The sequence below is a fragment of the Verrucomicrobiia bacterium genome (assembly GCA_036268055.1).
Classification (GTDB): domain Bacteria; phylum Verrucomicrobiota; class Verrucomicrobiia; order Limisphaerales; family Pedosphaeraceae; genus DATAUW01.
The window spans coordinates 292185-316773 of record DATAUW010000041.1 but is presented as its reverse complement, the minus strand read 5'-3'; the positions used below and the strand labels follow the sequence as shown (position 1 = coordinate 316773).

Below are 24589 nucleotides of genomic sequence, written 5' to 3'. Positions count from 1 at the left end.
AAGGTTTCTATATTTTGCAATTTGATCGGCTCACAAGCTCAGCTACAACTCGGACAACGCAAAGGCTCGTATACTTTGTGACTGTCTCGATGCGTGTACACATCTCTTAATTCGTCGCCGTGATTTAGCCGCGCGACTTGGCTGAGTGGACTTGTTGGCTGAACGCTATCATAGACGCCGAATCCGCGCTATACCACTAAATCGGGGGTACTTGTTTTGAGCGGTTGCCCGGTGGGCACTGTAAGACATGGATCAATCGCCATGCCATTGGCTCTTATTTGTTCATCCGATGCCTGCCCCGGTTTAGGGGCACTATTTAGTGGGTATTCATACCTGGCTAACTGCGGTTAAATAAAAGCCTAAAGCCCATGTATCAAAGCCGACAAAAAAGCGGAAACCTCAAGCCTGTCTTGACGTGCCGTTTAGAGAGAAGCCAATCCTCGCTGCCGGCAAAACCATTTTCGGGATACTCAGAAATCCCGGATCGGCGCAGGGGCAGTTCGTCCGGCATAGATGAAAGATAATGTTTAACCAGACCTCCTAACCGCCAACAAATCAACCGCACAATAAACTATATGATGAACCTTCAAAAAGTCCTGCTGGCAGCGACAGCCTCGCTTCTGTTGTCGCCATTTGCCTACGGACAAGCTGCATTAACCGATATCGGCGCAACAAATCCAGTGCCCGGGGCATTGGATATTTCGCAACTCAGCAACGCCGGAACGGGCTCCACTCCGGGACTGAATTTTTACTGGGACAACGGGGTTGCCACACCGCAACAACCCAACCCGCAATTTCCCGCCCAGAGTTTCACCACCTTGGCAAATCCACAGGGATACACTCTGACTTCGCTGGCAATTAAAACCGATGGCGCAGGTGGCGGAAGTGGACCTTTGCAGAGCCAATCTTTCGAGCTGGCCATCTACCAACTCTCCGGCACGGGTCTAACCAACGCCTTGCTGGTTGCGAGTTACACGGCGACCGGCGAGTTGAATGCCGAAGGAGATTGGCTGTTGTGGACGAACATCGGCGTTCCCCTGGAACCGAATACAACCTACGCTTACGGGTTTGGCATCGCAGCAGTTCCCGGTGACGGAGACGATTGGGAGCGATTGAGTTCAGCTACGAACCTGCCTTACACAGGTGGGCAAGTTTGCTCCATTCCCGATGCGGGCGGCCTGGTAACCTATTCCAGCACTCCCAATAAGATAGATGCGACGTTCGACATCGGTCTTGCTCTACCTGCGGGGCCCAATGCTGTTACACCGCTTGTATCTCCATCTTACGCAACTTCCCAGGGTGTAACCCCGGGGCAAAATGTGACGTTGACAGCCTCGGCGGCAGGGTCGCAGCCGATCACTTATCAATGGCAAACGGATGGCGGGACGGGCGGGGCGCTCGCAAATATTGACGGAGCTACCGGCACCAATTTGGTGGTGAATACCAGTGGATTGGCTGTGGGAACTTACGTCTACGATTTCGTGGCGAGCAACTCTATCGGTGTAAGCACGAGCGCCACGGTTTCCATACTGATCGTAGGCCTTTCCTTGCAGGACATTGGGGCGGCCGCGCCGACTCCCGGAGCGCTTGACATCGCCCAGTTGGCAAGCACCAAGAACCTCGTGAATCCGGATGGATTCAATTACTTCACGGATAACGGGGCGAACCACGACACGTGGTGCGGCCAGACCTTTACCACGGGAAATAATTCGGCGGGATATGTGATGTCGTACCTAGCCTGGAAAAGCGATGGCAACGGCAGCGGCGACTTCGGCACCTCGCACGTTTACGATTTATTCATTTATTCTGTTTCAGGTTCGACCGCGACTCTAATCACAAGCTATCAGGTAAGCGGCGCGGGGCTTGAGTTCGATTGGTTTCAATTCAACGGATTAAATGTTCAACTCGCTCCCAACACCACTTATGCATACGCGTTTGGACGTGATGTGGCGGCAGGTTGGGAAAACATCGCGGCGACTTCCGGCAATCCTTATTCGGGCGGTCAAATCTGCACCATTCCGGAAGAGGGTGGGACGATTGTCTTCGGCCCGACTGGCGGGTTTGATGCGACCTTCGACATCGGCCTGAATCTTTCCACACTCCCCGGCGCTTTTCTGCCCACTGTCACTCCAAATATCAATCCGATCTATGCCGGCACCTCCGTCACACTTAATGAAACCGGTATCGGTGCGGGCACGCTGTCCTATCAATGGCTTTCTGATAACGGCACGGGCACATTCACGCCCGTCGCCAACGCCACGGGAAGCAATCTGGTGGTGAACACAACCGGTCTCGAAGCTAACAACTATCAGTACGAGGTGGTTGTCAGTAACACCTCAGGATCGGTCACGAGCGCACCGGTGTCCTTGACCATCGCCGCGGCCAGCGCACCGATCATTGTAACCGATACGACACCCAATCCGAATAACGAAGGTTACATTGGACAAGTGGTTTCGTTTTCGGCTTCGTTCGCTGGAACCCAACCGATCACCTATCAATGGATGGTAAGCAAGGGAGGCGGTGCAGCCACGGCTATTTCCGGCAGCAGCAACCCGACCGCCCTAACCAGCACTCTCGTATTGAGCAATCTGCAATCGAGCGATGCAGGAGTCTATACGGTCATCGCGCATAACTCGGTTAGCTCTACTACAAGCACGCCGTCAACCTTGATTGTATTATCCGCGCCCAGTGCTCCGACCGCCGGAACGTATGGAGCCTTGGTCACGAGCCAAAATCCGCTGGCCTTTTGGCGGCTCAATGAAACAGGCGATCCTTCTAGTGGCATACTGCCGGCGTTTGACGCTTCGGGTCATAACCTTGACGGCGTGTATGGTTCGAGCGCGCAAGACGCTTTCAATGGCGTTTCAGGGCCGACCTCAACGGCGGGTTTTCCGGGATTTGAATCCACAAATGGCGCGCTGATGACGAGCGCCGGCACGCCCACCTCCACAGTGACGGTGCCACCGCTTAATCTGAATACGAACACGGCCACGATCACGATGTGGATCAATCCGAACGGCAACGAAGCCCGCAATACCGGCTTGTTCATGTATCGCAGCGCCGACGGCAGAGATGCAGCCGGTTTGAGCCTGGGTGGTGCTCAAAACGCTTCCGGCATGGCAGCGTTGGGCTATACCTGGAACAGCAACAATGCAGCCACAGTCAACTTCAACTCAGGGCTGTATCCGCTGCCAAATCAGTGGTCTTTTGTAGCCCTGGTTATCGAGCCTACGAACGCCACATTATATCTCTATTATATTGATCCCACCACGTTGCAGCCCGATCTCTTCTCGGCTTCAAACGGGGTAGCGAATAGTTCTGAATCGTTCTACTTTGGAACCAATGAAATCGGCGGCGATCCATTCGATGTGGCATTCAATCGCACATTCGGCGGAGATATTGACGATGTAGCAGTCTATAACACCGCCATGAGTGGTGACCAGATTCTGGCGTTGTTCAGCAAAGCCGCTGGTCTAGGCCCAGTGGTGGCGTCTATCACTGTGCCGCCGCAGTCTCAGCAGGTTTTGCCGGGACATTCCGTGACCTTCAGTGCCAGCGGTATAGACGGTACCTCTCCGTTTACCTTCCAATGGCAGCATAATAGCAACAACATTCCTAACGCGACCAACCTCAGCATAACGATCGCAAGTCCGACTTCCAATGATGCGGGCACTTATACGTTATTGGTCAAGAACCCGGTCGGGACTACCAGCGTCAGCGCCACCCTCACGGTGTTGAGCCCGGTGGGCCTGCTGAATTGGGCGGCACCCGTGCATTTGACGACGGCCGATGCCACGCTTGAATTGCCAGGCACGGTAGTCGGAGCGGCGGTTTTCGGTGGCACGGCCGAGACGGTGACATTAGGAAACGGCAGTATGATAAACTTCACCTCCGACGGGTCAGTGGCGACGACCACAGGCGCGGTTTCATTGACCGGTCCCGCATTTTTTGGCGGCGATACCGGAAACAAAAACTTCAATGCAGCCCTCGATCAAGCGGAAGTTGACGCCGGGCCGCACATGATTGTTTTACAAAACCTGACCGTCGGCCAGGCCTACACGGTGCAACTCTTCGGCCTGGATGATCGCCTCGGTGGTGCTTCCACCAGAACCGCCGCTTATGAAGACGGGGACAACACCAGCGTGGTGTCAGCGACGTTCGCCATGGGTGATGATGTCTATGTGATTGGAACATTCACCGCAACTAACACTACCAAAACCATCATCGAAAATCTAACCACCGGCAACGGGAATATCAATGCCTTGGTCATGCGCGATGCCGCTGCACCGTCGGTCACTGTAAGCGCCACCCTCACGGGCGGGAACAACCTGACCATCACCTGGCCGCAAGGAATCCTGCTTGAGTCCACCAATGTTCTCGGGCCGTGGACCACTAATTCCTTAGCTTCATCACCCTTTATGGTTAATACCACCAATGGGCCGCAGATGTATTTCAAAGTAAAGGTTCAATAAAATAGATAGAACAACGGGCGGGAGTTTTCACGAACTCCCGCCCGCTTTTTTTGAGGAAATAGTAGCTCTTTAAGAAAGACTATAATTTGGATCACCCGCAGTTTCGGGCAGGCGATTTTTCTCAGCAATGTTTGGCCACCGCTTCGAGGCGGCTTCGCACATGCAATTTCTGGCAGATTCGTTTCACGTAACCACGCACGGTTTCGGCTTCGATGTTCAGCTTGGCGCCGATTTCTTTATAGGTGAAACCCATCGCCAGCAAATCAAGCACTTGGCGCTCGCGATTCGATAAATTATCCGCTTCCTTTGGAGCGGGTCCCATTTTGTGAAAATGTTCCACGACCCTGAGCGCAATCGGACCGGACAAGGGGGCGCTTCCAGTGGAGACATCACGAATGGCAGCGATCATCTGTTCGGGCGGGGCGGACTTGATCAGGTAACCGTTGGCGCCAGCCTTTAACGCCTGAAAAATCCGTTCGCTGTCTTTATAGACGGTAACCATGATCACCTGTACCGAAGGAGTGAATTTTTTCACCATGATCAGACATTCAATGCCGGACATTTGTGGCAGTTTGATGTCCATGAGGATCACATCGGGAGAATGCTTTCCGAAATGAGGGATGGCCTCTTCCGCGGAGCCAAAGGCGCCGCTGCACTCCATGTCCGGCGCGCTTTCGATGATTTTTACGAGCTGGTCTCTCAGCCCCCAGTCGTCTTCAACGACGGCGATTTGTTTTTTCATTGCCGTAATAATAAATGGTTGATGGTCACTTTGAATTATAATCGCATAAAACTGTCTATCATGACGACCATTGGCATTGTGCGACTTCGACATATATCCAGATCGTCGTGCCTTGACCGGGCTGGCTTTCAATCCGCGAGTCCCCGGTGATTTCACCCAGCCGGCCTTTGATATTTTGCAAGCCGTGACCCGAGACTGTGCTGGCAACATCAAAACCCCGCCCGTTATCTTGAACCGAAACCGTCAATCTTGTGTCCTTGTAGGAAATGCGGACCGTGACTTCCGTCGCCTGCGCATGCTTGATCACATTATTCACTGCTTCCTTGACAGCCATGCAGAGGTTATGACGCACCTGGCTTGAAACGCCGATTTCCCGAGACAAATCTCCGATGTGAAAACGGCAGCAGAATTCCGCGCCCTCGCACATATCGTTCACCATTTGGAAAATATAATTTCCTAATTCCTTCAGGTTATCATTATCGGGATCCACCGCCCACACCGTTTCGTAGAGCGCGGTAATTAAGTCACGCGACATCTGAGTGATCTGCTCCAGGTCACCCCGCACTCGTTTGGCGTCGTCCGAATTATCGCGCGCCAATGCGCTCACCAGCGATATCTTTGTGACACGAGCGCCGAGGTCATCATGAATATCGCGAGCTATTCTTACACGTTCATGCTCGAGCAAACGCTGCTTTTCGAGACGCAGCATATCGCGTTGCGTTCCGATCAGAATGAAGTAGCGCCAGGCTCCCATGATCAGAGTTATGATTGCGAGAAAGGCGATAATCCAAAACCACGTCGTCTTCCAATAGGGAACTGGCACGATGATGGCCAAGGAGGTTTCCACGCCGGTCGGCAGTTCCATTAGATTTACTTCCCTGACGCGGAACAAATAGTTTCCCGGTGGAAGCTGAGGGTAATTCGCTATGTGCATGCCGCTTTCTCCGATGCTGAACATCTCATTCCATTCCATCAAAATGCGGTCGCCGGGGGTCACTGTGGGAGCCTGTTCCAAATTATTGTGCCATTCCGCGTGGCCGCGGGGATCGTCATCCATCAGGGCAAGAGCTTTGGTCGTCGGGCTCTGGCCGAATTCAACGATCTTGGCCATTCGTGGAGTGGTGCCGTCACGAATCCACCCGGCATCAGGGGAGTTTGACATCCCTCCATAGCGCAGCTTGTCATTAGGAAATTGAAGTAACACTTTGGATGAGCCGTCTAAAGAAGCCTCGGAGATATTCAGATCAGTCAATACATATACTCCTTCGGTTGATTGAGGCCCGGCCGAGGTAACGACAAATAGCAATCGCGATGCGTCCGGCGGCACGACCACTGTCTCCCGGCGATGGGTAAGGGTTGAAGTATCAAAATTGTTATGCCACCCGGCACTGTCCCGGCGAGATTGAAACTGCGTGGCCGCCACCATGTCGCCGGTCTTATTATAAAACCGGATAACCACGTACATTTCTCCTCCGCCCAGATCCCAATTATTGTCGAATCCTTCCAATTTGCACGAAAGCCGTGTCGGCGGGCGGCTGGCGCTGGTGATGAATCCGAAATTAAACGTCACATCTTCCGCGAAAGGCGGCAAGCGCACGGGCTTTTGTTTCGCTGCGGTTATAGATACGGGTGTGTCCTTAACCGTTACGGATTGAATTTCCACCAGATTGGTGGCCGTCGGTGTCGAACGACTTGCTCGCGCTTCTAATAGCGGAGCGGCCAACATTAACAATGTGATGAGGACAGTGCTTAGTAAGTCCAGCCTTTTGCTTCGAGAGCCACGAAAGTACCTAAATGTTAAACGTGCATCCATCGCCGGTTTTCCGTCGCCGTAACCATTGGCCGAGGTGACGACACCACGGCAGAAAAGTTCCAATGTTTTCGGGCTTGCTTCCCGCCATTATGGCATTTGGCCGTTCAGTTGACCACCCCCCGATTTCGGGGGCAAGGCGAGCGTCGCAATCAAAGACTTTTCCCGGCTTCAAAGACTGGTTTTCTTCGGTAAATATTAAAACTGGAACCGAGGACCGTCGGCGCGTTATTAGACAATGATTGCGAGCTTGCGTAGGCATGCTCGGTAGCTGCGGCGAGTTTTTCGGGAAGGGTTCCCGGTCCCGTATTGCCGATCAATATTTCATGAAGGATGTCGTCAATATAAAATCGGTCGCGCCACACTTGTGGCAGTAATCCAAGGGCGATTTTGGTTCCGTCAATCGGTCCTTGCGGCGTGTCCAAAATCAGCCGCCACTCCTCACCGGCAGTCGCCCCGCCATCAGCGAACATCCGCCACGCAGGCACAATCATGAGTTTGTTTTCCCAAGGGGTCGCCGGGAATTTTATCAAACGCAACGGCTCCAGTAGCATCCAGGCCGAAAAAATGACCAGAACGCCTCGGGAAATTCGTCCCGCAGGTTGCATGCGATAAGAGACGGCATCCTGCGATTTTTTGCGCCCATGGATTTTTTTGTGGCTCACATTTGAAAAGACCGGTGGCATCACCATCGCCAGACAAGACAGGCCGATCACCGGAAACAAATTCACATACATCAAGATCGCATAGCCGATGTGCATGGAGCCGAGGATTATCACAGTCCAAATTCTATAGCGCCGGAGAAAAAAACCGAATGGAACAATCAATCTCTGAAAAAGCGTGAGATAACCGAGAAGGAAAGCCAACAATGGCGGCACAGAAATGTCCCGCACGAATGCCCGCATGGAGCTATCGTATGCCAGATTCTGAAGCGCGAGGCCGTGTATCCACGGAGTCCATCCATAGACCAGTTTGTTTATTCCAGCGAAAAAATAGACGCAAAATTGAATCAGAACTACCAGCCACGCAAACGTGCTGGATAGAACCGGATTGGCCCGCCACTGCGCCAGGCTGAAGCCCGATTCACACGTCTTCCATCCCCCGTTGGCCTGCACCATGGCTGAGAGACCGTAGGCCAAAAAAACCAGATTCACCCAAATATCAGCGGTCGAGTTAAAAACACCGACGAGAGAATTCAATAGGATCATGCTTAGACTAATCCAGCCTCCTATTGCCATTTGAAGCAGTCTATGTCGCCCCCATAGATACAATCCCACGACGAATGGGGACATAATAAACAATATCCATACCGCGGTTTGCCCGCTCAACGCAACAGCCGCCGGGCGTAAATAAGCATCGAGAAATACGTTGCCGGAAAAGATTAAATTGTCCGGCGCAGAAATTGGAAAAGCTGCGTTATGCCAAATTGCCGAGTGAATCCTAAACAGGTCGAAAACGTACCACAAATAGGCGGCTCCAAAGCCAAATTTGGCTATGGTGTAATACCTATAAGGCACTTGATAACGAAACATAAACGGATTAGTTATGCCGGTGATTAACCTCGATTATCCGCAAGAGAACGAAAAAATCAACCTCATAGTTGATTCTATTATTAACGCACTGATGTACGTTTTAGGTCACCCCGTTTTCGGGCTAGCTAAAGCGTTGCAGCGGATTAAAAATTAGACACTCCCCAAAACCACGTTAAGATGGCAACGTAATCCAATAAACCACTCACCGCTCAGGTGGACTCTCTCGGCTTCGTGCCCTATCACCAGCGGCGAATCACCATTAACACCAGCACTAACATTATTAGTTATGATAAATACATCAGATCAGAAGACAGCACAGTCTTATGTTGTAACTGCACGTGGGTTTGATTCATCCAGACGAAAGTTCAGTGTTCTTTATAAATTAGGTCTGTTGACTCTCGTGTGCGCCGCGATGGTTCATGATGTTCGTGGGCAGACGCAGCCTCCCAACAGCCTTTCGATAACCACCTACGGCGCCAGCACAGGTTCCGCTGACAATACTACTGATATTCAAAACTGCATTAATGCCGCGCAGACGCAGGGTAAGAGCGTTTGGGTTCCCGCCGGAACATTTCAGGTTAAAGGTTCATTGAACGCCACCGGCATCACTATTGGCGGAGCGGGCGCATCCAGTGTGATCTATCGTAATCAGAACTCCTCCGACATTACGGCTACTCAATTATCCTTGTTGAGTTGCACGGTTGAGAACCTGATGATTGATGGCAACGGCACCTCTCGCGGTGTCAATGCTTCTTATGGAATCAATATCAAAGGGGTCGGTTGGTTGATTGAAAATGTCACGATCCATCATTCCGACGCCGGGATTTGGGCGTCGGGGACGAGCGGCACGATCCAGAGTTGCCTGTTGACCAATACCTTTGCGGATGGTGCTAATATCAATAACGCCGGCACTGATCCAAATACCGCCGGGGCAAACCTGACGATCCAAAACTGCACGCAAACCGGCGCAAATGACGATGGTTTTGCCATCAACGCGCAGGGATCAGGTAACATGGTCCATCCGCAAATCCTGAATTGTACGTCGCTTAACGACGATGGCGCTAATGGCATTCGCATCGCGGGCGGTTCCAATTCGGTCGTCTCGGGATGCCTGGTTTCCAACACGGTTTTGGAATGCGGCATCGAAGCCAGCACTTTTGGCTCCACGGGAGATCCGCTGGTGAACGGCATGATCAAGAACAATGTGGTCTATGGTTGCGGCACGGTGGATGAGGCGTCCTGTATCGGAACCGGTGATGCCCGTACCACGGCGACCTTTACTGGCAATATCCTGAACAACTCAGCGGGAAATGGTTTCCAGGTTGGAACTCCCACTTATCCCAACGGCGGAACTATTGTGTTCGGGCCGAACAATGTCATCAATCATCCGGCTAAAACGGGTATCTATATAGTCTCCGGAGTTTCGGGTTCGGGCAAATTTTATACGAACACGGTGTTGAACTTGGCCAGTGGCCAGACGCAATTTACCGATGCCTCGAGTTCATTCAGCACTACACTTACCGGTAACACGTGGCAAGGTTTGGGCAGCGGACCCTATCGCATCGTCAACCTGAATAGCGGACTGGCCCTGGACGCCACCGGTCAAGCCACCACCAACGGCACGCCTTTGGAGCAATGGACTTATAACGCGGGTGCGAACCAACTCTGGAATCTGACCAGCCTGGGAAGCGGGCAATACACGATCACCGGCGTGCAAAGTGGGCGCGTCCTGGATGTCAAAGGGCAGGGGACGGCGAACGGGACCGCCGTGCAATTATATGACAGCAACGGCGGCAGTAACCAGAAATGGGTGATTTCGGCGACCGCCGGAACTATCCAGGGAGTTCAGAGTGCGAAACTCATGGAAGTAGCCGGTGCATCCAAGAGTCCGGGAGCATTGGTGGATATCTACAGCAGTAATGGCGGCGCCAACCAGCAGTGGTCTTTTCAATCGCCTTAACTCACTAAATAAATTATATTGAGATAAGTAATTGCAAGATTGTTATTGGAGCCTGCCGCCGACTCGAGGCGGCAGGCGTTTTGACTGATAAAAAAATTGAAAACGGGTATGAAGAAAACGATTTTATTGATCGCTGTTAGTGTGACAATCGGCTTATTGCTTTTTTTAAACAAAATTCAAAATAAACAGGCGGCGATTTCCACGTTGACCGACGTTTCGCCTGCGGCACCGAAGAACTCGATGCAGGGAACGCTTAAGATCGTGAAGACGGAGCCGAAGCAAGAATCAATTTCCGATCAAATCTTGAGATTGCTGGCTTCCAATGACCCGGCAGAGCAGGGGAAAGCCTACAAGGAATTATTGCCGGATTGGGTGCGGCGCGATCCGCGCGCGGCGGCGGAATTTGCCCAATCACCGGAGGCTGCCAAGTGGCATGATTCACTGATGGTAGTGGTGGCGCAGACTTGGACTGATATGGATGTGAATGCCAGCGAAGCTTGGGCGTCGCAACTGGCCAATCCCACCGAGCGCTCCATGGTGCTCGGCTACGTGGCTTTTGAAGAAGCGAACCTGGATCCAGCGCGCTCGGCGCAAGTGCTGAACGACAACGGCCTTAATGACGACCGGCGAACAATTATCGTCCAGAACCTTGCCGTTCAATGGGCGTCGCAGGATTTGAACCCGCTTTATAGCTGGATTGATACCCAGCCCGCGAGCGCGCAGAAGGATAACTGGTATCAACGGGTGGCATTTGCCCAGGCTGAAAACGATCCGGCTCAAGCAGCGCAAATGGTGGCCGCAAAAATGTCTCCCGGCCCAGCCCAGGAAGATGCGGCTTTATATATTTTGCGCCTGTGGGCGCGGCAAGATATGGATGGGGCCGCTCAATGGGCCAGTGGATTCCCCAGTAATCTTCAGGAAAGAGCGGCGCGAATCTTGAATGGAAGTTTAGCTGGAGCCTACCAACCCAACTAGGCGGGCTAGACTTCCAATACGCTTTCTTTACGGGCGAACCAATCGGAAATATATGTTCCCGTTCGTGGATGCCGGCAACCGTATTTGATTGGTTGTGTTTGAAGCAGGAACGATGAACCAATTCGGGCCGATGCCGCCGCCCGGCGCGTTAGTTTGTTCTTCAAGCTGCCAGCCAACATGATCAGATGGCCAGGTAAATTGCATCACGCCATTGGTGAGACTATAGCTTAACGACGGCGACGTCGTTGCCGTCGTAGTTGTCACCAGAATGGCATTCAGTTGATATCCGTAAGTCGCCTGCGGATACGTGAATGTGGGTGTGGAGTTTGTGGCTGTGAACGTACACAGAATGTATCCGCCCAAACTTGGACTGCCTGCGGCGAAAGCATAAGATTGAGCCGCGCTCGACGTGCTGCCGGAAGTGATGGTGAACGTGCGGGTGCCGACATTGCGCGTGTCTGCTTCGAGGAACAGCACATTATAAATGGTGCCGACACTGAGGTTGCTTAACGTCAATGTCCCGCCATTGATGCCCAATTCTCCGTTGTTCAATACCCCATCGAAACCGCTATCGCCACTTGTTCCGCCGCCACCTAAAAAACCGTTGAACCCATAGGCGCTTGATCCGCCATAGCTGGCGTTGACACTGGGATAACTATCGAAAGAATAGCCGTTGGCGGTGGTTCGCGGGGTATTATCTCCCAGACTGACTCCATAGACTTCCTGTGCGGGAGTTCCCGCTAAACTTAAGACCGACGTTCCAGTAAAGGTTCCGTTTTTGAAGCTGACGCTTCCGACTACCAACTGTGGCGTGGCGCTTACTTGCGCTGAATCGGCGCCTTCTCCGGCTTCATTGACTCCTGACACCACATAGTAATAAGTCGTGCCATTGTTCAAACCGGAATCATTATAGCTCGTGCTGGCTATATTTGTGGCTACGGTCGAATAAGGACCGCCGTTGGTCAAGGATCGCTTGATATTGTAACTAACTGGTGCGGAGGAAATGTCTCCGCTGTAGGATACCCAGCTTAATCCCGCCTGTTTGTTTGCCACGCTGGCGGTTAGTCCAGACGGCGGAGACGGAATCACGTTGCCTTGCCAATTATTTCCCATGACGATCGCCGTAAAGGTGCTGGAATTATTGACAAAGTATTTCTGGCCATGATGGAGGCCCAGGACCGTATTGGTGATGATGAGTCCCGAGCCGACAACGCCTGATTGAATGGCGATTCCCGCTCCGGCTGCATTGCTTATGATATTGCCCGGGCCAAAGACGATTTTCCCCGCATTAGGATAAGTCGGAGTGCCGACTTGAAAACCAGCACCGGATGAATTGTAGAGAATATTGCTGGTAAAGGTCGCGACCGTGCGGGCATCGCCGGTTCCGATACAGGCGGCTGCGTCAACCGTTCCGCATCCGTAAACGGTGTTGCCCGTGATCAGTCCGTTGGTGATGCCAAAGCCGCCAGTGCCGTAGGAGCTGGCCACAATGCCACATTCCAAAACAGTGTTAGAAACCAGACAGCCGGACACCAGCGCATTGGAGCCGCCTGCGATGCGGATGCCATTGGCGCCATCGTCATTAAGCGAAGTGCAGTTCAGGACTTTAGGATTTACCATGTTTTGCCAGCCCGAATCTTCCCCCTGCGCGTTAATGGCAAAGCCGTCATCGCCGGCTCCCGTTTGAATGCAGTTTTGTATGGTAAGGTTGGCACCAACTGTGTTTGGGCTGGTTCCGGCATTGTTGATATTAACGCCGTCGGCAAAGGTGTTGGTCAAAATGCAATTCTCGACCGTGCCGCTGCTTCCCGACGCCCATACCCCGGCGTCGGCGTGGTGGATCTGGACATTCTCGATAAGCCAGCCCACGCCTTTTATATTAATTCCGTACGAAGCGTTGACGCCGCGGGAAGTTCCGTTGCCGTCAATTCCCAGATTTTTGACGGTGCAACTTAGCAGTGATAATTGAGTGGCGGTAATGTCCGAGGAATTCTGATTGCGGTAGATGATGCTGGAAGTCATTCCAGCGCCGGCGATAGTTATGCCGGTGGCGTTCAATGAACCTTTGATTTGAAATGTCCCCGCCGGAATCCACGCGCTTTTGCCTTGGGATTGTGCAGCATTAAAGCAATTTTGAATTGCCGTAGTATTATCGGCAGATGCCGTCGTTGCACCATAGGTAGAAATCGAAAGGCTGTTGGCTGGCTGCGTCTGGCCACGAGCGGAACAACAGATCATGATGAAACTCAGGAAGCCGAGAAAAATTGACAGGTGAAAATTTTGGCCGGACTTGCGGGCAGGACGAATGTGCAAAATCTCCATAAACGTAATATCCCAAAATTGGCTCTTTCTTTTTTTAATGACTGGTAGCGTCGAAGAATGTAACCGCTTAGAGCCCGCTTGAATATCCCCCAAAGCGGTTAGACGGAACCGTGGTGTCGTGACGATGTCTTTTTATTCTGAAGCGTGCTTGTCTTAGTTTGGCGCAGATTCAGGAAATGCGCTTGCAAACCGAAGGCGACCAAGCGGCATTGCTAGCCGTAGAAACAATATAAAGGTGGGTGGTTTCGACTGAGGGAGAATATCACTCGTATGGCAGGCGGTTCTATCGTAAGTCGTTCATTGAACGAGCCGGAAAAATTGTGAGCCGGCGATGGGCGCAACGTAAGGACTGGCCGCGCCGGTGATATTGGTCCAGACACTGTTACCGGTGATCGAATTGCAGGTTTGCAGCGTGCCCAAACCAGACCAGGTTATGGTCATGATTCCTGCCGCGCAACTGATGGAAAGCGGTGGCAGCACCGTTGGCGATGTGGCAAAGGAATAAGCGATGCCGCCGGATGGAGGCGCGTCTTCAACATTGTCGTGGCTGGCGTCATCTCCCTGAAACAAGAGCGCTATTTTGTTGCCGGAAAAAATGCTGCTGCCATCGGCGGCGTAAGCGGCGTTGCGGGAAACGGCCAATTCGCAATCCGTCTCATCGGCGGATCGGGCAATGGTCCAACCCAGGTTATTGACAGTGCCTTCGTTGAAGCCTCCGTTTTTTTCCTGATAACCGTTTCCCGATTGTATCAGCAGGGATGAACCGATGCCCTCGACTTGATAGCCCGTCGAAGCATCATCGTCGGCATCAATGAAAATGTTATCATACGAATTGGCAAACGCATTGGTCCGCGGCGAATAGAGGGTTACGCGGATGTACAAATTGCTTTCGTCATTGGCGAGGTAGATGTTCTCATATTGGATTGTCGTGGCTGGCCCGATGGCGGCGGTATAAACCGGAGCCAGACCGGTCCAATCATTAAAAGAGCCGTCAAGGATGATTTTTCGATAGGAGCTGGGACCATTGCTGACTATGAGTGAAGCCTCGCGGCTGATGGCGAAGCCGTTGGAATTTTCAATTTGGACATCGTAATAACCGGCATTGGCGGCTTGAACGGAGGCAATGGTGTATGAGGCGTTGGTCGCCGTGGTGATGGCGTTGGTCCCATAAAACCATTGATAAGCGGGCAGGGGCGAGCCAAAAGCAGCAACGGTAAACGTCGCGGAGTCGCCCGTGCCGGCAACCTGGCTGGCTGGCTGGCCGGAAGTGAGTATAAAAGGCGAGAGCTTTTCCTGGTTGAAAGCCTGCGCCATGAGCACTTCATTCGTCCAATACGTCGGCAACTTGCTATAGACAGAAAGATCGCTGATGTAAATCCAGCCGGCATTTCGATTCACAGCCAGAGCCACAAAATTTGAGAGCGTGGCGGTGTTGGTTGCGTTGTAGGGAAGATGAACAAAATGGTCGGGTGAATATTTGGCGACCCAACTCGACGGGGCGAACGCGGGATACTTGGAACCGTCGTTCTCAAAAATCATCAAAGTGTCAGCGACTGGGGTGGTGATGTAGCTTTCAGGAGCGTTGACGCCGGGATTGGCGGTGACGCTGTAATTCGTGCCCTTCGCTTTTATATACTGATAGAGCGTCGCGTAGTAATTAACGTCCGTGCTCCCGGCGTCGCTGGTCATTTCGTCAACGAAAAAACCATCCACGGCGTACCAGGCCAGGTAGCGATCAATATCCGCTTCGACGTCCGCCAGCGCGCGCGCGCCGTAGGAGGTGTAGATGTAGCCGGTGATCTTGCCGCCAGAGGAATGCAACTGCGCCAGCACATTTACGTAACTGCTGCTGGGCGAAGTTCCGGGGCCGTTGTCCGGATTCATGATGGCGATCAATGGGACGCGCGACGCCGCGTAGTTCATCGAACTCCAATAACCGGACGAAGGGGAAAAATAAGCTGGCACCATGATGCCCAGCGATTCCGAATGCGCGCCCGGCGTGAACCACATCGCGGCTGACAACAGCGCACTCAACAGCATTCCTTTCATAAAACAACGTCTTCCAAATATTTTTCCACGCACCCATTCGGGCAATACGAACCGGACGGGTACTATCGGCCTGGCATCCGCCCGTAAAGCAGACACTCTTGCGCCGTTCATTCAAGAGGGGAAGATTAACTGAGGCAGGGACAATGTCAATAAAAACCCCTATTTATCACCAGCTAATATACAACCACAAATATTCGTATTGGGAGCCATGCATTTCTGGAGTTGCATAATCAGAGAGGCATGTCAAAAGAATGTGCTGGATAAATTGTGTTATGACCGACACCACCAAACAAATCGCGGCCAAACGGATCCTGGTAGTGGATGACGAACCGCCGATCGCGAAATCGTTGAAAATGCTGCTCACGATGAAAGGCTACGTGGTGGAGACGGTTGAAAGCGCGTCACTGGCCCTGGAAATATTTGCGGCGGGCAAATATGATTTGGTGATCACCGATTACGCTTTGGGTACGATGACTGGACTCGACCTGAGCCGCGCCATAAAAGAGCAATGCCCGGTTCAGCCCATCATTATGATCTCGGCGTATGCCGAATTGCTGTCGTCGAGGAAAGAGCGGCTCGTGAACATCAATCGGCTTATGGGCAAGCCATTCTCGGTGGAAGAATTACTCGAAGCCGTCGCTCACATATTTCATTCTTCCTGAATTCATTTTGCTCTGTAGAAATCATCATTAGAAATAAAGACGAGAAATGTGTTTGGCGTCCCGCCAAACACTGCACGCGGGACGCGTGCATTCCCCCAAACCCACTCCAGTTTCACGCTCGGACAAATTGAGAATTCCAGGTTTTCTACAGAGCATATTTATTTCAAAAGTGAATCCGGGTTTTTCCCACGGAAACTGGCGGTTAGTGGAAGTATTCGCAATTTGCCACTGAGAGTTTCTACTTTAAGGGTCATTTGATTGATTTAGCGGCATATTCGTTGACGATTTTAGTGCGACTACTAGAATGAGGTTTATAAATTGAGTTTCGATTTAAGCTTTTTTTTCAGAAACCGATATAGGACGTATGACGTTGTTATCTGAAAGCCGGGTATTGGTAATTTCTCGGGAGGCGATTTTTATCTAATGGAACCGCTTCACATACTTCACGTCGAAGACAACTCGGACGATGCTGCCCTTGTGAAACATCTGCTCCGGACGGAAAATGTGGCATGCACGATCCGGGTTGTAAGCAGTTCGCTTGAATTTGAATCCGCCTTGAAAGAAAGCGCGGTTAGTTTAATTTTGTCGGACTTTTCCATGCCTGGGTTCAGTGGCCTGGCCGCTCTCAAAATTACCCGGAAACAACGGCCCGATGTTCCATTTATTTTTGTGTCGGGCACCATCGGCGAAGAACTGGCCATTGAAGCCTTGCGCAATGGCGCCACCGATTATGTCTTGAAGGATCGCATGGCCCGGTTGCCCGCTGCCATTGGCCGGGCGATGGAGGAAAGAGATGCGAAACGGCGCCGGCACGCGGATGAGGAGCGACTTCGTAACCAGGCCGCTTTGCTCGATCAGGCGCAGGACGCCATTTGCCTGAACGATCTGGATCAGTCCATCTTGTATTGGAACAAAAGCGCCGAACGACTTTATGGATGGACCGCCAAAGAAGCCTTGGGCCGTAATGCGAATGAACTGCTGTTTCAGGGAGACTTGACCGCTCCGCTGGCTGCTTTAAAAAATTTGATCCGCCAAGGCGAATGGAAAGGCGAGTTGCATCAGGTAACGAAAAACCACGCAAAACTCATCGTGGAAAGCCGCTGGACTTTGACGCGAGATCAAAACGGTGATCCCAAGGCGATTCTCATCATCAATACGGATGTCACCGAGAAGAAACAAATCGAGGCGCAGTTTCTCCGCACTCAGCGCATGGAAACGATTGGAGCGCTCGCCGGCGGCATCGCGCACGACCTCAATAATTCATTCACGCCGGTGATTATGGCGCTGAGCATGGCTCACCAGGAAGCGACTGAAGATACCAAGAAACTTTTGGAAATTGCGCAGGCCAGCGCCCGCCACGGCGTCAACATGGTCAAACAGATTCTTTCTTTTTCTCGCGGCGTCGGCGGGGAGCAAACGCGGGTGAACCTTGAAACACTCATCGCGGAGATTGTTAAACTTGCGCGAGATACTTTTCCGAAAGCGATAGAAATCCAGAATAAAATTTCTCCTGACCTTTCGCCGGTCAACGGAAATTCAACCCAGCTTCATCAAGTGCTATTGAACCTGTGCATCAACGCCCGCGACGCCATGCCGAATGGCGGACGTCTGCACATCGAGGCGAGTCCGATCACGCTGGATGAAATGAATATGCGGTCGCGTCCCCACGCCCCGGGCAAGTATGTGCTCCTGACCGTAAGCGATACCGGACACGGAATTCCTGCCGATGTGTTGGCGAAGATTTTTGAGCCGTTTTTTACCACTAAGGAGATTGGCAAGGGAACAGGATTGGGACTTTCCACGGTGGTGGGAATTGTTAAAACGCACGGCGGGTTTGTTGAAGTAACCAGCGAGGTCGGGCAGGGAACCCTATTCCGCGTTTTTCTTCCGGCATCTCCGCCTACGGCTTAGATTGATGGGATGGGAAAATTAAGGCGCCGATTTTTCTCTGCCCGTCCATCTGCTCATAATGTTCCCTTTATTTATGGAACGATATGCCCGTCGTAAGTCCAATTGATGTCGGGCACGCCGGAATCGTGGGCTTTGCCATTCTGATTGATGCAGGCGTAAGCGTACTTATAGTAATGGACATGGCCATCGGCGAAGGCGATATCTGCACCCGCGGTATGGCGCGACGAAAGGCGCGTGGTATAACACTGGGGACTAGCCAAGTCAGTGGCCGTGGTGCTGGCGCCGTAATAGGGAGTTTCGGAAGTGTGCGTGCGAACATCGGAGAACATCACGAACGCTGACGGCTGGGTAACAAGTTTTACTGAAAGCGTCTGGTTGCTGGCGAGCACGAGACCATCGGTGCCCTTCGAGTTCATCGCCAGATTAAAAATCGGCCGCGACATTGGATCGGTGTTGGGATCAACCGCCTGGTTGGCAGATGTGGGACAAATATATATCGAGCGGCCCGACTGAAATTGCATGGGACCGTTGCCATCCGCCCAGGTCCACAAAGGACGGCTGGCGACATATTGCGGCAGCGCATTGAACCACGCGTTGTTGCCTGCGTTGGCCTGGTTGAAGGCGAGCAGATCACTCCAACGTGGATTGTCTTCCGAATAATCGCCAATCGGCAGCGTGCCGTTGGGAATTTTAGTCATCGGCAAAAACTGGTCGTTGTCGTCCACGTACATGTTCTGCGCGAGACTCCATTGCTTAAGATTGCTGGTGCAATTTGCGCGGAAAGCTTTTTCCTTGGCACGAGAAAGCGCGGGCAGCAACAGTCCCGCTAGAATCGCGACGATGGCAATGACAACCAGAAGTTCGATCAGGGTGAAACCGGATGACGCTCGGCGTTTTATCAATCGCCGGACAGAATACCAATCACACCCGTGCTGGCTTGTCGGCAAATGTTACCGGACTTTGTAGGACAACCTCAGTAGCTTCGCGCGCTAAATTTCAAACCACCCTTGCGCGGCCCGTCCCCTTAACGACCTCACCGATTTGCCACGCCATTTGTTTCTGCGCGCGGATAAATTTCAACACCCCATCCGCGCTCTCCCTTGGAACAATGATCGTCATGCCGATCCCCATGTTGAACACCTGATACAATTCCCCCTCCGGCACGCCGCCCCGCTCCCGGATCATCTTGAAAATCGGCAACATCTCCCACGATCCCGCGTAAACCACCACATCGCAACGCACCGGCAACACCCGCGGAATATTATCCACGAAACCCCCGCCCGTGATATGCGCCAACCCCTTGATCACCCGCGCCTTACGCTTCGCCTTCCCCGTCCCATTAAAACGCTTGATCAGCTTCTGCACCAGCGGCCCATAACTCACATGCACCCTCAACAACTCCGCCCCGATCGTATTATTCAACTCCGCCACCCGGCTCTTCGGCGTCAGCCCCAGCTCCTCGAAAAAAATCTTCCGCGCCAGCGAATAACCATTCGTGTGCAACCCGCTTGATGCCAGCCCCAGCACCACATCCCCCGGGCGAATGCCCCGGCCATCCAGCATCTCCGACTTCTCCACCACCCCCACGATCGTCCCGCTCACATCATACTCACCCGGCTGATAAAACCCCGGCATCTGCGCCGTCTCCCCGCCGATCAGCGCGCAACCATTCGCCGCGCAACCCCGCGCAAACCCTGAAATCAACTCCGTGAACACCTCCGGCTTCAACTTCCCCGTCCCGATATAATCCAAAAAAAACAGCGGCTCCGCCCCCAGCACCGCGATATCATCTACACAATGATTCACCAGATCCTCGCCGATCGTGTCATGCCGATTCATTGCGAAAGCCAGCTTCAACTTCGTCCCCACCCCATCCGCGCTCGAGACCAGCACCGGCTCCCGATACTTCCGCGTATCCAGTTGGAAAAGCCCGCCGAATCCGCCCACCTTGCCCAGCACCCCGGGCCGATGCGTGGACGCCAGCAGTTGCGGCAACGTGGCCTTCACCCGATTACCCAGATCAATATCCACACCAGCGCGAGCATAAGCTTTTTGTTTCATTTAAGCGCCCATACCAAATGGTTTCGCCGCCGCGCGGTCAACACTATTCTCACACAAAAACCCATTGAACACTCCTCAACGGGAGGGCGAGCGTCCCGCGAGCCCAAATCAATCCCCGCTTTCATTGCCACGGCAAAATGGTTTCCACGACCCGCCATCCACCTGCCACAGGCCAAAATGGTAAGGCTGCGTTGCCGCGCCCCCGTCCAAAGTCCCGCAGGGACGACAGAAATTTGCCCAGCAATTCATTGCTGGGTTTTCATCCCTTCAACCCAAGTCCCTACAGGGACGAAAGAACCATCCGACCCCGACCAACGCCATCCTTCCTCCATCCAAACCAACAAACTGCCGCAGACCAAAATGGCAGGGCGTTGCCGCGCCGCCGCCCGCAGTCCCGCAGGGACGACAGAAATTTGCCCAGCAATTTATTGCTGGGTTTTCATCCCATCAACCCAAGTCCCTTCAGGGACGAAAGAACCATCCAACCCGGCGAACGCCATCCTTCGTCCATCCAAACCAACAAACTCCCGCAGGCCAAAATGGCAGGGCGTCGCCGCGCAGCCGCCCGTAGTCCCGCAGGGACGACAGATATTAGCCCAGCAATTCATTGCTGGGTTTTCACCCCATCAATCCAAGTCCCTACAGGGACGAAAGAACCATCCAACCCGGCAAACGCCATCCTTCGTCCATCCAAACCAACAAACTCCCGTAGGCCAAAATGGCAGGGCGTTGCCGCTCCGCCGTCCGCAGTCCCGCAGGGACGACAGATATTAGCCCAGCAATTTATTGCTGGGTTTTCACCCCATCAACCCCAAGTCCCTTCAGGGACGAAAGAACCATCCGACCCTGACCGACACCATCCTTCGTCCCTCCACACCAACCAACCCATCGCACTCCGACCCCCTCTCCGCCGCCGCCCGCGGGGGAGAGGGCCGGGGAAAGGTGGTTTTTCCAGTTCTTTCCCCCGGTGGCCGTCCGCAAGGACCTTTGCACCCCCACGCTATTTATGCGATACCTTCTTCGGTCCCACGACCCGACCCATGAAACCGCCCGCCACCCCAAAAACCGAAAAAATCACCGCCCTCGAAGGCTTCATCTTCGCCAGCAAAGCCGCCGTATCCGCCCTCGTCGCCGTCGCCGCGTTCGACCTCTTTCACCTTCCCGGCGGACTCTGGGCGCCCGTCTCCGCCGTCATCGTCACCCAGCCGAAACTGCATCCCTCGCTAGGGTTATCCCTCACCCGCGTCGTGGCCAACCTCATCGGCGCCTTCGTCGGCGCCCTCATGATCGCCTTCACCGCGCACAACATCGCCGCCATGGCCATCGGCGTCATCGCCACCGGCATGATCTGTTACGCCGCAAAACTCCACGACGCCATCCGCCCCGCCTACGCCGCCGTCGTCATTGTCACCCTCAGCAGCGAACCCCACGTATGGTCCGGCTCAATGGACCGCGTCCTCGCCGTAACCCTCGGCTGCGTAGCCGCCTTGCTGGTGGGTTTGGCATTTGATTTGGTGAGCCGTGTTTTTGCGCTAAAGAACGTGGCAAGGAAATTAAAACCGCATGGTGAAAAGTGAAAAAAGAATTTACGATTTACAATGTAGTGACGATGGACGAGTTGAATTAGATTCGACGGTCGGGATGGATTGTTTTGAAAACGAGGCGCCAAGCCGCCCAATTAACAGTTAAATATCTCCGATAAGATCGCGAACTTTCATCTTTAATGCCCGGGCAATTTTCAGAAGTGAGGTAAGGGATATTTCCATGTTGCCCCGTTCGACCTCACCGATAAAATTGTGATGCAAATCGGCCTTCTCTGCCAATCTCTCCTGAGTAAGGCCAGCTTGAGCGCGGCAGGCGCGAATGCGGTCGCCAACGAGGCGGCGATGATGAGGCTTTGACGGCATCGCCCTCCACCAAAACACGAAGCGCGTTCCGCATCCACACAGCATACTGTGTTTTACGCTTGACTCGCTTTTCTGATCTTGGGAAAATCCGAGGCGTAAGGTGGTTCATAACTTAAATCTGACTGCTATCCAAAGATGAAAATTTCACGAGGCGTACGGGTGTTAGGGTTTCTCCTTTTGGCCTCGAGCATTTTTGCGACGCTGCTACGCGCTCAAGATGCTTCGACCTCCGCTCAAGCGGGAACAAATTTGGTGACTGCCGCCGACGTAGCGTCATTGCCGTTATTATCGGACGGCCAGTTGGCTGTGCTGATCAATGAATTGAATGCGATTCCAACGCTTTCACCCGATTCAGTGACCACTGGAACTTTTTATTCCCTTCAAAACCCAGCGTGGCCACCTATGCCCTTTAACGCGCAGGGCTACTCAATATGGAGCTTGGGTGGTGGTTCTTATTTGATGAATGACTTGAATGGCAATTCTAGTTCGCTTGCAGCAGGGCAGGGGCGCGCGAGAATGCAGACAATGGTGACGCTGCCAAGCCCTCCCGGCGGGGGAGGCGGAGGCTATGGGGTTGATGGAGGCGGGCCCCTTTACGTGCCGCCAGTCTTCACCACAAATGAATTGTGGCTACAAATTACCGGTGTGACGAATCCAACAGCGTCGCTGACGATCCACACGCCTTGGAACGAGACTAATTTTGTGTATGATTTATTGTACTGCACGAACCTTGTTCCACCGGTCGCGTGGCAGTGGCTACGGCGCACTGATCCCGGGCAGACCAATTTGACGGTTAGCAACGCGACGGATGCGCAGGGCTTTTACGGATTGGGTTCGCCCAATGATGTTACAGCGCAAGATTCTCTTGGAACCGACTTCTGGTTTATGTTTTATGAAATGGCGACTTATGGTGATAATGACCTATCAGTTTACATTTCCAGTTCCGTTACAACTTGTGGATCCGTGATTATATCCGGCTTTGGTATTACCAATTATTTTACAAATACCGCAGGCTCTGTGACGAATATAAGCATTCCGCTGGACGTCATGATGTTCGATTATGGCCCGGTTGAAAGTTATGGAATTCATGTTACGGCCGATCATCCGGTTTCAGCATATGCTGTTAACTATGAAAGCGCAGTGAGCACAACTTTTAATATCTTTCCAACAGCTTTCTTGGGTACAAATTATTGCGTCATGGCATTCCCCTCGGCGACTGCGCTCGCACAATTTTCCAGTGCATCTGAATTTTCTATTGTCGCAACCGAAGATAATACCACAATCACAATTACTCCATCAACTAATGCCGCTATTAATGGCTCAGACCCTTACACAATTTCCAATTTAATGCAAGGAGACAGCTATCAAATGGAAGGTGGCTACGCTACAAATGACGTTACAGGAACTTGGATTACATCAGACAAACCTATCGCCGTATTTGCCGGGGCAAGTGGCGCTTTTGTGCCCGCAGGCGAACCGTATGGAAATCCTCTTGTTCAGGAACAAATCCCAATTAACGATTGGGGCACGCAGGCGCTGGCGTTATCTTTCTTGGAAAGAACCAATGGAGATGCTTATCGCGTGTTGGCAGCATATAGCAATACTGTCTTTACCATTAAGGGTATGATTGTCACGGTGATAAGCAATAATGTTTCTCCAGTTGTCGTTACAACCAGCAATGAGGTTGTCACAGCGACAAATCAAGCGGGGCAATTTTACGATATTATTGTAGATGGGCCTACAGAATTTCGCAGTAGCAAGCCTATTCAAGTTGCGCAGTTCGCCACCGGACAGGCATACGACAAGGCCATTTATGGCGACCCGTGCGAGATACTGTTGCCGCCAACAGGTCACTATTTGACAACGAATATCGTCTCAAGTCCGAAACATCCCTTTGCAACCAATTTTTTGAACATTATTGTACCGCAATCAGCCATTGCTGACACACTGGTGGATGGCCTAAACGTAGCCTCTAGTAATTTCATGGAGATCGGAACCAACGGTTTCTTTGGGGCACGTCTGGCAGTGACAAACGGAATACATACCGTAACAAGTTCGCAACCAGTAGGCGTTGAATTGTATGGTTTCGGCGATACCGAATACCCTTTTTCTTATAGCGATTCCTACAGCTACTTCGGAGGAATTACCAAATGACAATACATGTGATATAATAATAAAAGAATGGA

Annotated in this window: 15 protein-coding genes; 7 read left to right on the top strand and 8 right to left on the bottom strand. The window is 52.6% G+C overall.

Features of this window, described 5'->3' with window-relative positions; all coding sequences use genetic code 11:
- The first annotated feature begins 575 nt into the window (after positions 1-575).
- Entirely contained in the window at positions 576-4472 is a 3897-nt protein-coding gene (locus VH413_21075; protein ID HEX3801198.1) for an immunoglobulin domain-containing protein, read from the top strand.
- A gap of 121 nt (positions 4473-4593) precedes the next feature.
- On the opposite strand, the gene VH413_21070 is transcribed toward VH413_21075, so the two are convergent.
- From VH413_21070 to VH413_21060, 3 genes are all read right to left on the bottom strand, one after another.
- Entirely contained in the window at positions 4594-5214 is a 621-nt protein-coding gene (locus tag VH413_21070) for a response regulator transcription factor (protein HEX3801197.1), read from the bottom strand.
- A 58-nt stretch (positions 5215-5272) separates the two neighbouring features.
- Positions 5273-7090 carry a sensor histidine kinase gene (locus tag VH413_21065; GenBank protein ID HEX3801196.1) on the bottom strand — a complete coding sequence of 606 codons (1818 nt, stop codon included), beginning with the start codon at positions 7088-7090 and terminating at the stop codon, positions 5273-5275.
- Between the two features lie 86 nt (positions 7091-7176).
- Complete coding sequence (locus VH413_21060; protein HEX3801195.1) at positions 7177-8556, bottom strand: HTTM domain-containing protein; 1380 nt, start codon at positions 8554-8556, stop codon at positions 7177-7179.
- Between the two features lie 400 nt (positions 8557-8956).
- Here VH413_21060 and VH413_21055 point away from each other — a divergent pair, with 400 nt between their 5' ends.
- Positions 8957-10516: an RICIN domain-containing protein gene (locus tag VH413_21055; protein HEX3801194.1), complete on the top strand. Its 1560-nt coding sequence runs from the start codon at positions 8957-8959 to the stop codon at positions 10514-10516.
- 108 nt (positions 10517-10624) lie between these two features.
- Complete coding sequence (locus VH413_21050; GenBank protein HEX3801193.1) at positions 10625-11491, top strand: hypothetical protein; 867 nt, start codon at positions 10625-10627, stop codon at positions 11489-11491.
- Between the two features lie 27 nt (positions 11492-11518).
- Here the strand turns inward: VH413_21050 and VH413_21045 are convergent, their stop codons facing one another.
- On the bottom strand, positions 11519-13813 hold the full coding sequence (locus VH413_21045; GenBank protein HEX3801192.1) for a hypothetical protein: 2295 nt from the start codon (positions 13811-13813) through the stop codon (positions 11519-11521).
- 297 nt (positions 13814-14110) lie between these two features.
- The gene (locus tag VH413_21040) at positions 14111-15862 is read right to left on the bottom strand and encodes a spherulation-specific family 4 protein (protein ID HEX3801191.1); all 1752 of its coding nucleotides are present in this window, start codon (positions 15860-15862) and stop codon (positions 14111-14113) included.
- A 272-nt stretch (positions 15863-16134) separates the two neighbouring features.
- Between VH413_21040 and VH413_21035 the strand changes: the two genes are divergently transcribed.
- Positions 16135-16524, top strand: coding sequence for a response regulator (locus VH413_21035; GenBank protein HEX3801190.1), 390 nt, complete (start codon positions 16135-16137; stop codon positions 16522-16524).
- Between the two features lie 423 nt (positions 16525-16947).
- Entirely contained in the window at positions 16948-18435 is a 1488-nt protein-coding gene (locus VH413_21030) for an ATP-binding protein (GenBank protein ID HEX3801189.1), read from the top strand.
- Positions 18436-18506: 71 nt separating this feature from the next.
- On the opposite strand, the gene VH413_21025 is transcribed toward VH413_21030, so the two are convergent.
- Together VH413_21025 and purM are read right to left on the bottom strand one after the other, a co-directional pair.
- A complete protein-coding gene (locus VH413_21025) occupies positions 18507-19334 on the bottom strand; it encodes a prepilin-type N-terminal cleavage/methylation domain-containing protein (protein HEX3801188.1) in 828 nt (275 codons plus the stop codon).
- A 97-nt stretch (positions 19335-19431) separates the two neighbouring features.
- A complete protein-coding gene (gene purM, locus VH413_21020; protein HEX3801187.1) occupies positions 19432-20496 on the bottom strand; it encodes a phosphoribosylformylglycinamidine cyclo-ligase in 1065 nt (354 codons plus the stop codon).
- 1040 nt (positions 20497-21536) lie between these two features.
- Between purM and VH413_21015 the strand changes: the two genes are divergently transcribed.
- Positions 21537-22073: an FUSC family protein gene (locus VH413_21015; GenBank protein HEX3801186.1), complete on the top strand. Its 537-nt coding sequence runs from the start codon at positions 21537-21539 to the stop codon at positions 22071-22073.
- Positions 22074-22181: 108 nt separating this feature from the next.
- Here the strand turns inward: VH413_21015 and VH413_21010 are convergent, their stop codons facing one another.
- Positions 22182-22403: a helix-turn-helix transcriptional regulator gene (locus tag VH413_21010; GenBank protein HEX3801185.1), complete on the bottom strand. Its 222-nt coding sequence runs from the start codon at positions 22401-22403 to the stop codon at positions 22182-22184.
- 135 nt (positions 22404-22538) lie between these two features.
- Between VH413_21010 and VH413_21005 the strand changes: the two genes are divergently transcribed.
- Positions 22539-24557, top strand: coding sequence for an IgGFc-binding protein (locus VH413_21005; GenBank protein ID HEX3801184.1), 2019 nt, complete (start codon positions 22539-22541; stop codon positions 24555-24557).
- Positions 24558-24589: the final 32 nt, after the last annotated feature.

Coding starts and splice junctions, on each gene's coding strand:
- VH413_21075 (HEX3801198.1), top strand. CDS start 576: ATGATGAACCTTCAAAAAGTCCTGCTGGCAGCGACAGCCTCGCTTCTG.
- VH413_21050 (HEX3801193.1), top strand. CDS start 10,625: ATGAAGAAAACGATTTTATTGATCGCTGTTAGTGTGACAATCGGCTTA.
- VH413_21070 (HEX3801197.1), bottom strand. CDS start 5,214: ATGAAAAAACAAATCGCCGTCGTTGAAGACGACTGGGGGCTGAGAGAC.
- VH413_21035 (HEX3801190.1), top strand. CDS start 16,135: ATGACCGACACCACCAAACAAATCGCGGCCAAACGGATCCTGGTAGTG.
- VH413_21005 (HEX3801184.1), top strand. CDS start 22,539: ATGAAAATTTCACGAGGCGTACGGGTGTTAGGGTTTCTCCTTTTGGCC.
- VH413_21030 (HEX3801189.1), top strand. CDS start 16,948: ATGGAACCGCTTCACATACTTCACGTCGAAGACAACTCGGACGATGCT.
- VH413_21045 (HEX3801192.1), bottom strand. CDS start 13,813: ATGGAGATTTTGCACATTCGTCCTGCCCGCAAGTCCGGCCAAAATTTT.
- VH413_21060 (HEX3801195.1), bottom strand. CDS start 8,556: ATGTTTCGTTATCAAGTGCCTTATAGGTATTACACCATAGCCAAATTT.
- VH413_21040 (HEX3801191.1), bottom strand. CDS start 15,862: ATGAAAGGAATGCTGTTGAGTGCGCTGTTGTCAGCCGCGATGTGGTTC.
- VH413_21010 (HEX3801185.1), bottom strand. CDS start 22,403: ATGCCGTCAAAGCCTCATCATCGCCGCCTCGTTGGCGACCGCATTCGC.
- VH413_21015 (HEX3801186.1), top strand. CDS start 21,537: ATGAAACCGCCCGCCACCCCAAAAACCGAAAAAATCACCGCCCTCGAA.
- purM (HEX3801187.1), bottom strand. CDS start 20,496: ATGAAACAAAAAGCTTATGCTCGCGCTGGTGTGGATATTGATCTGGGT.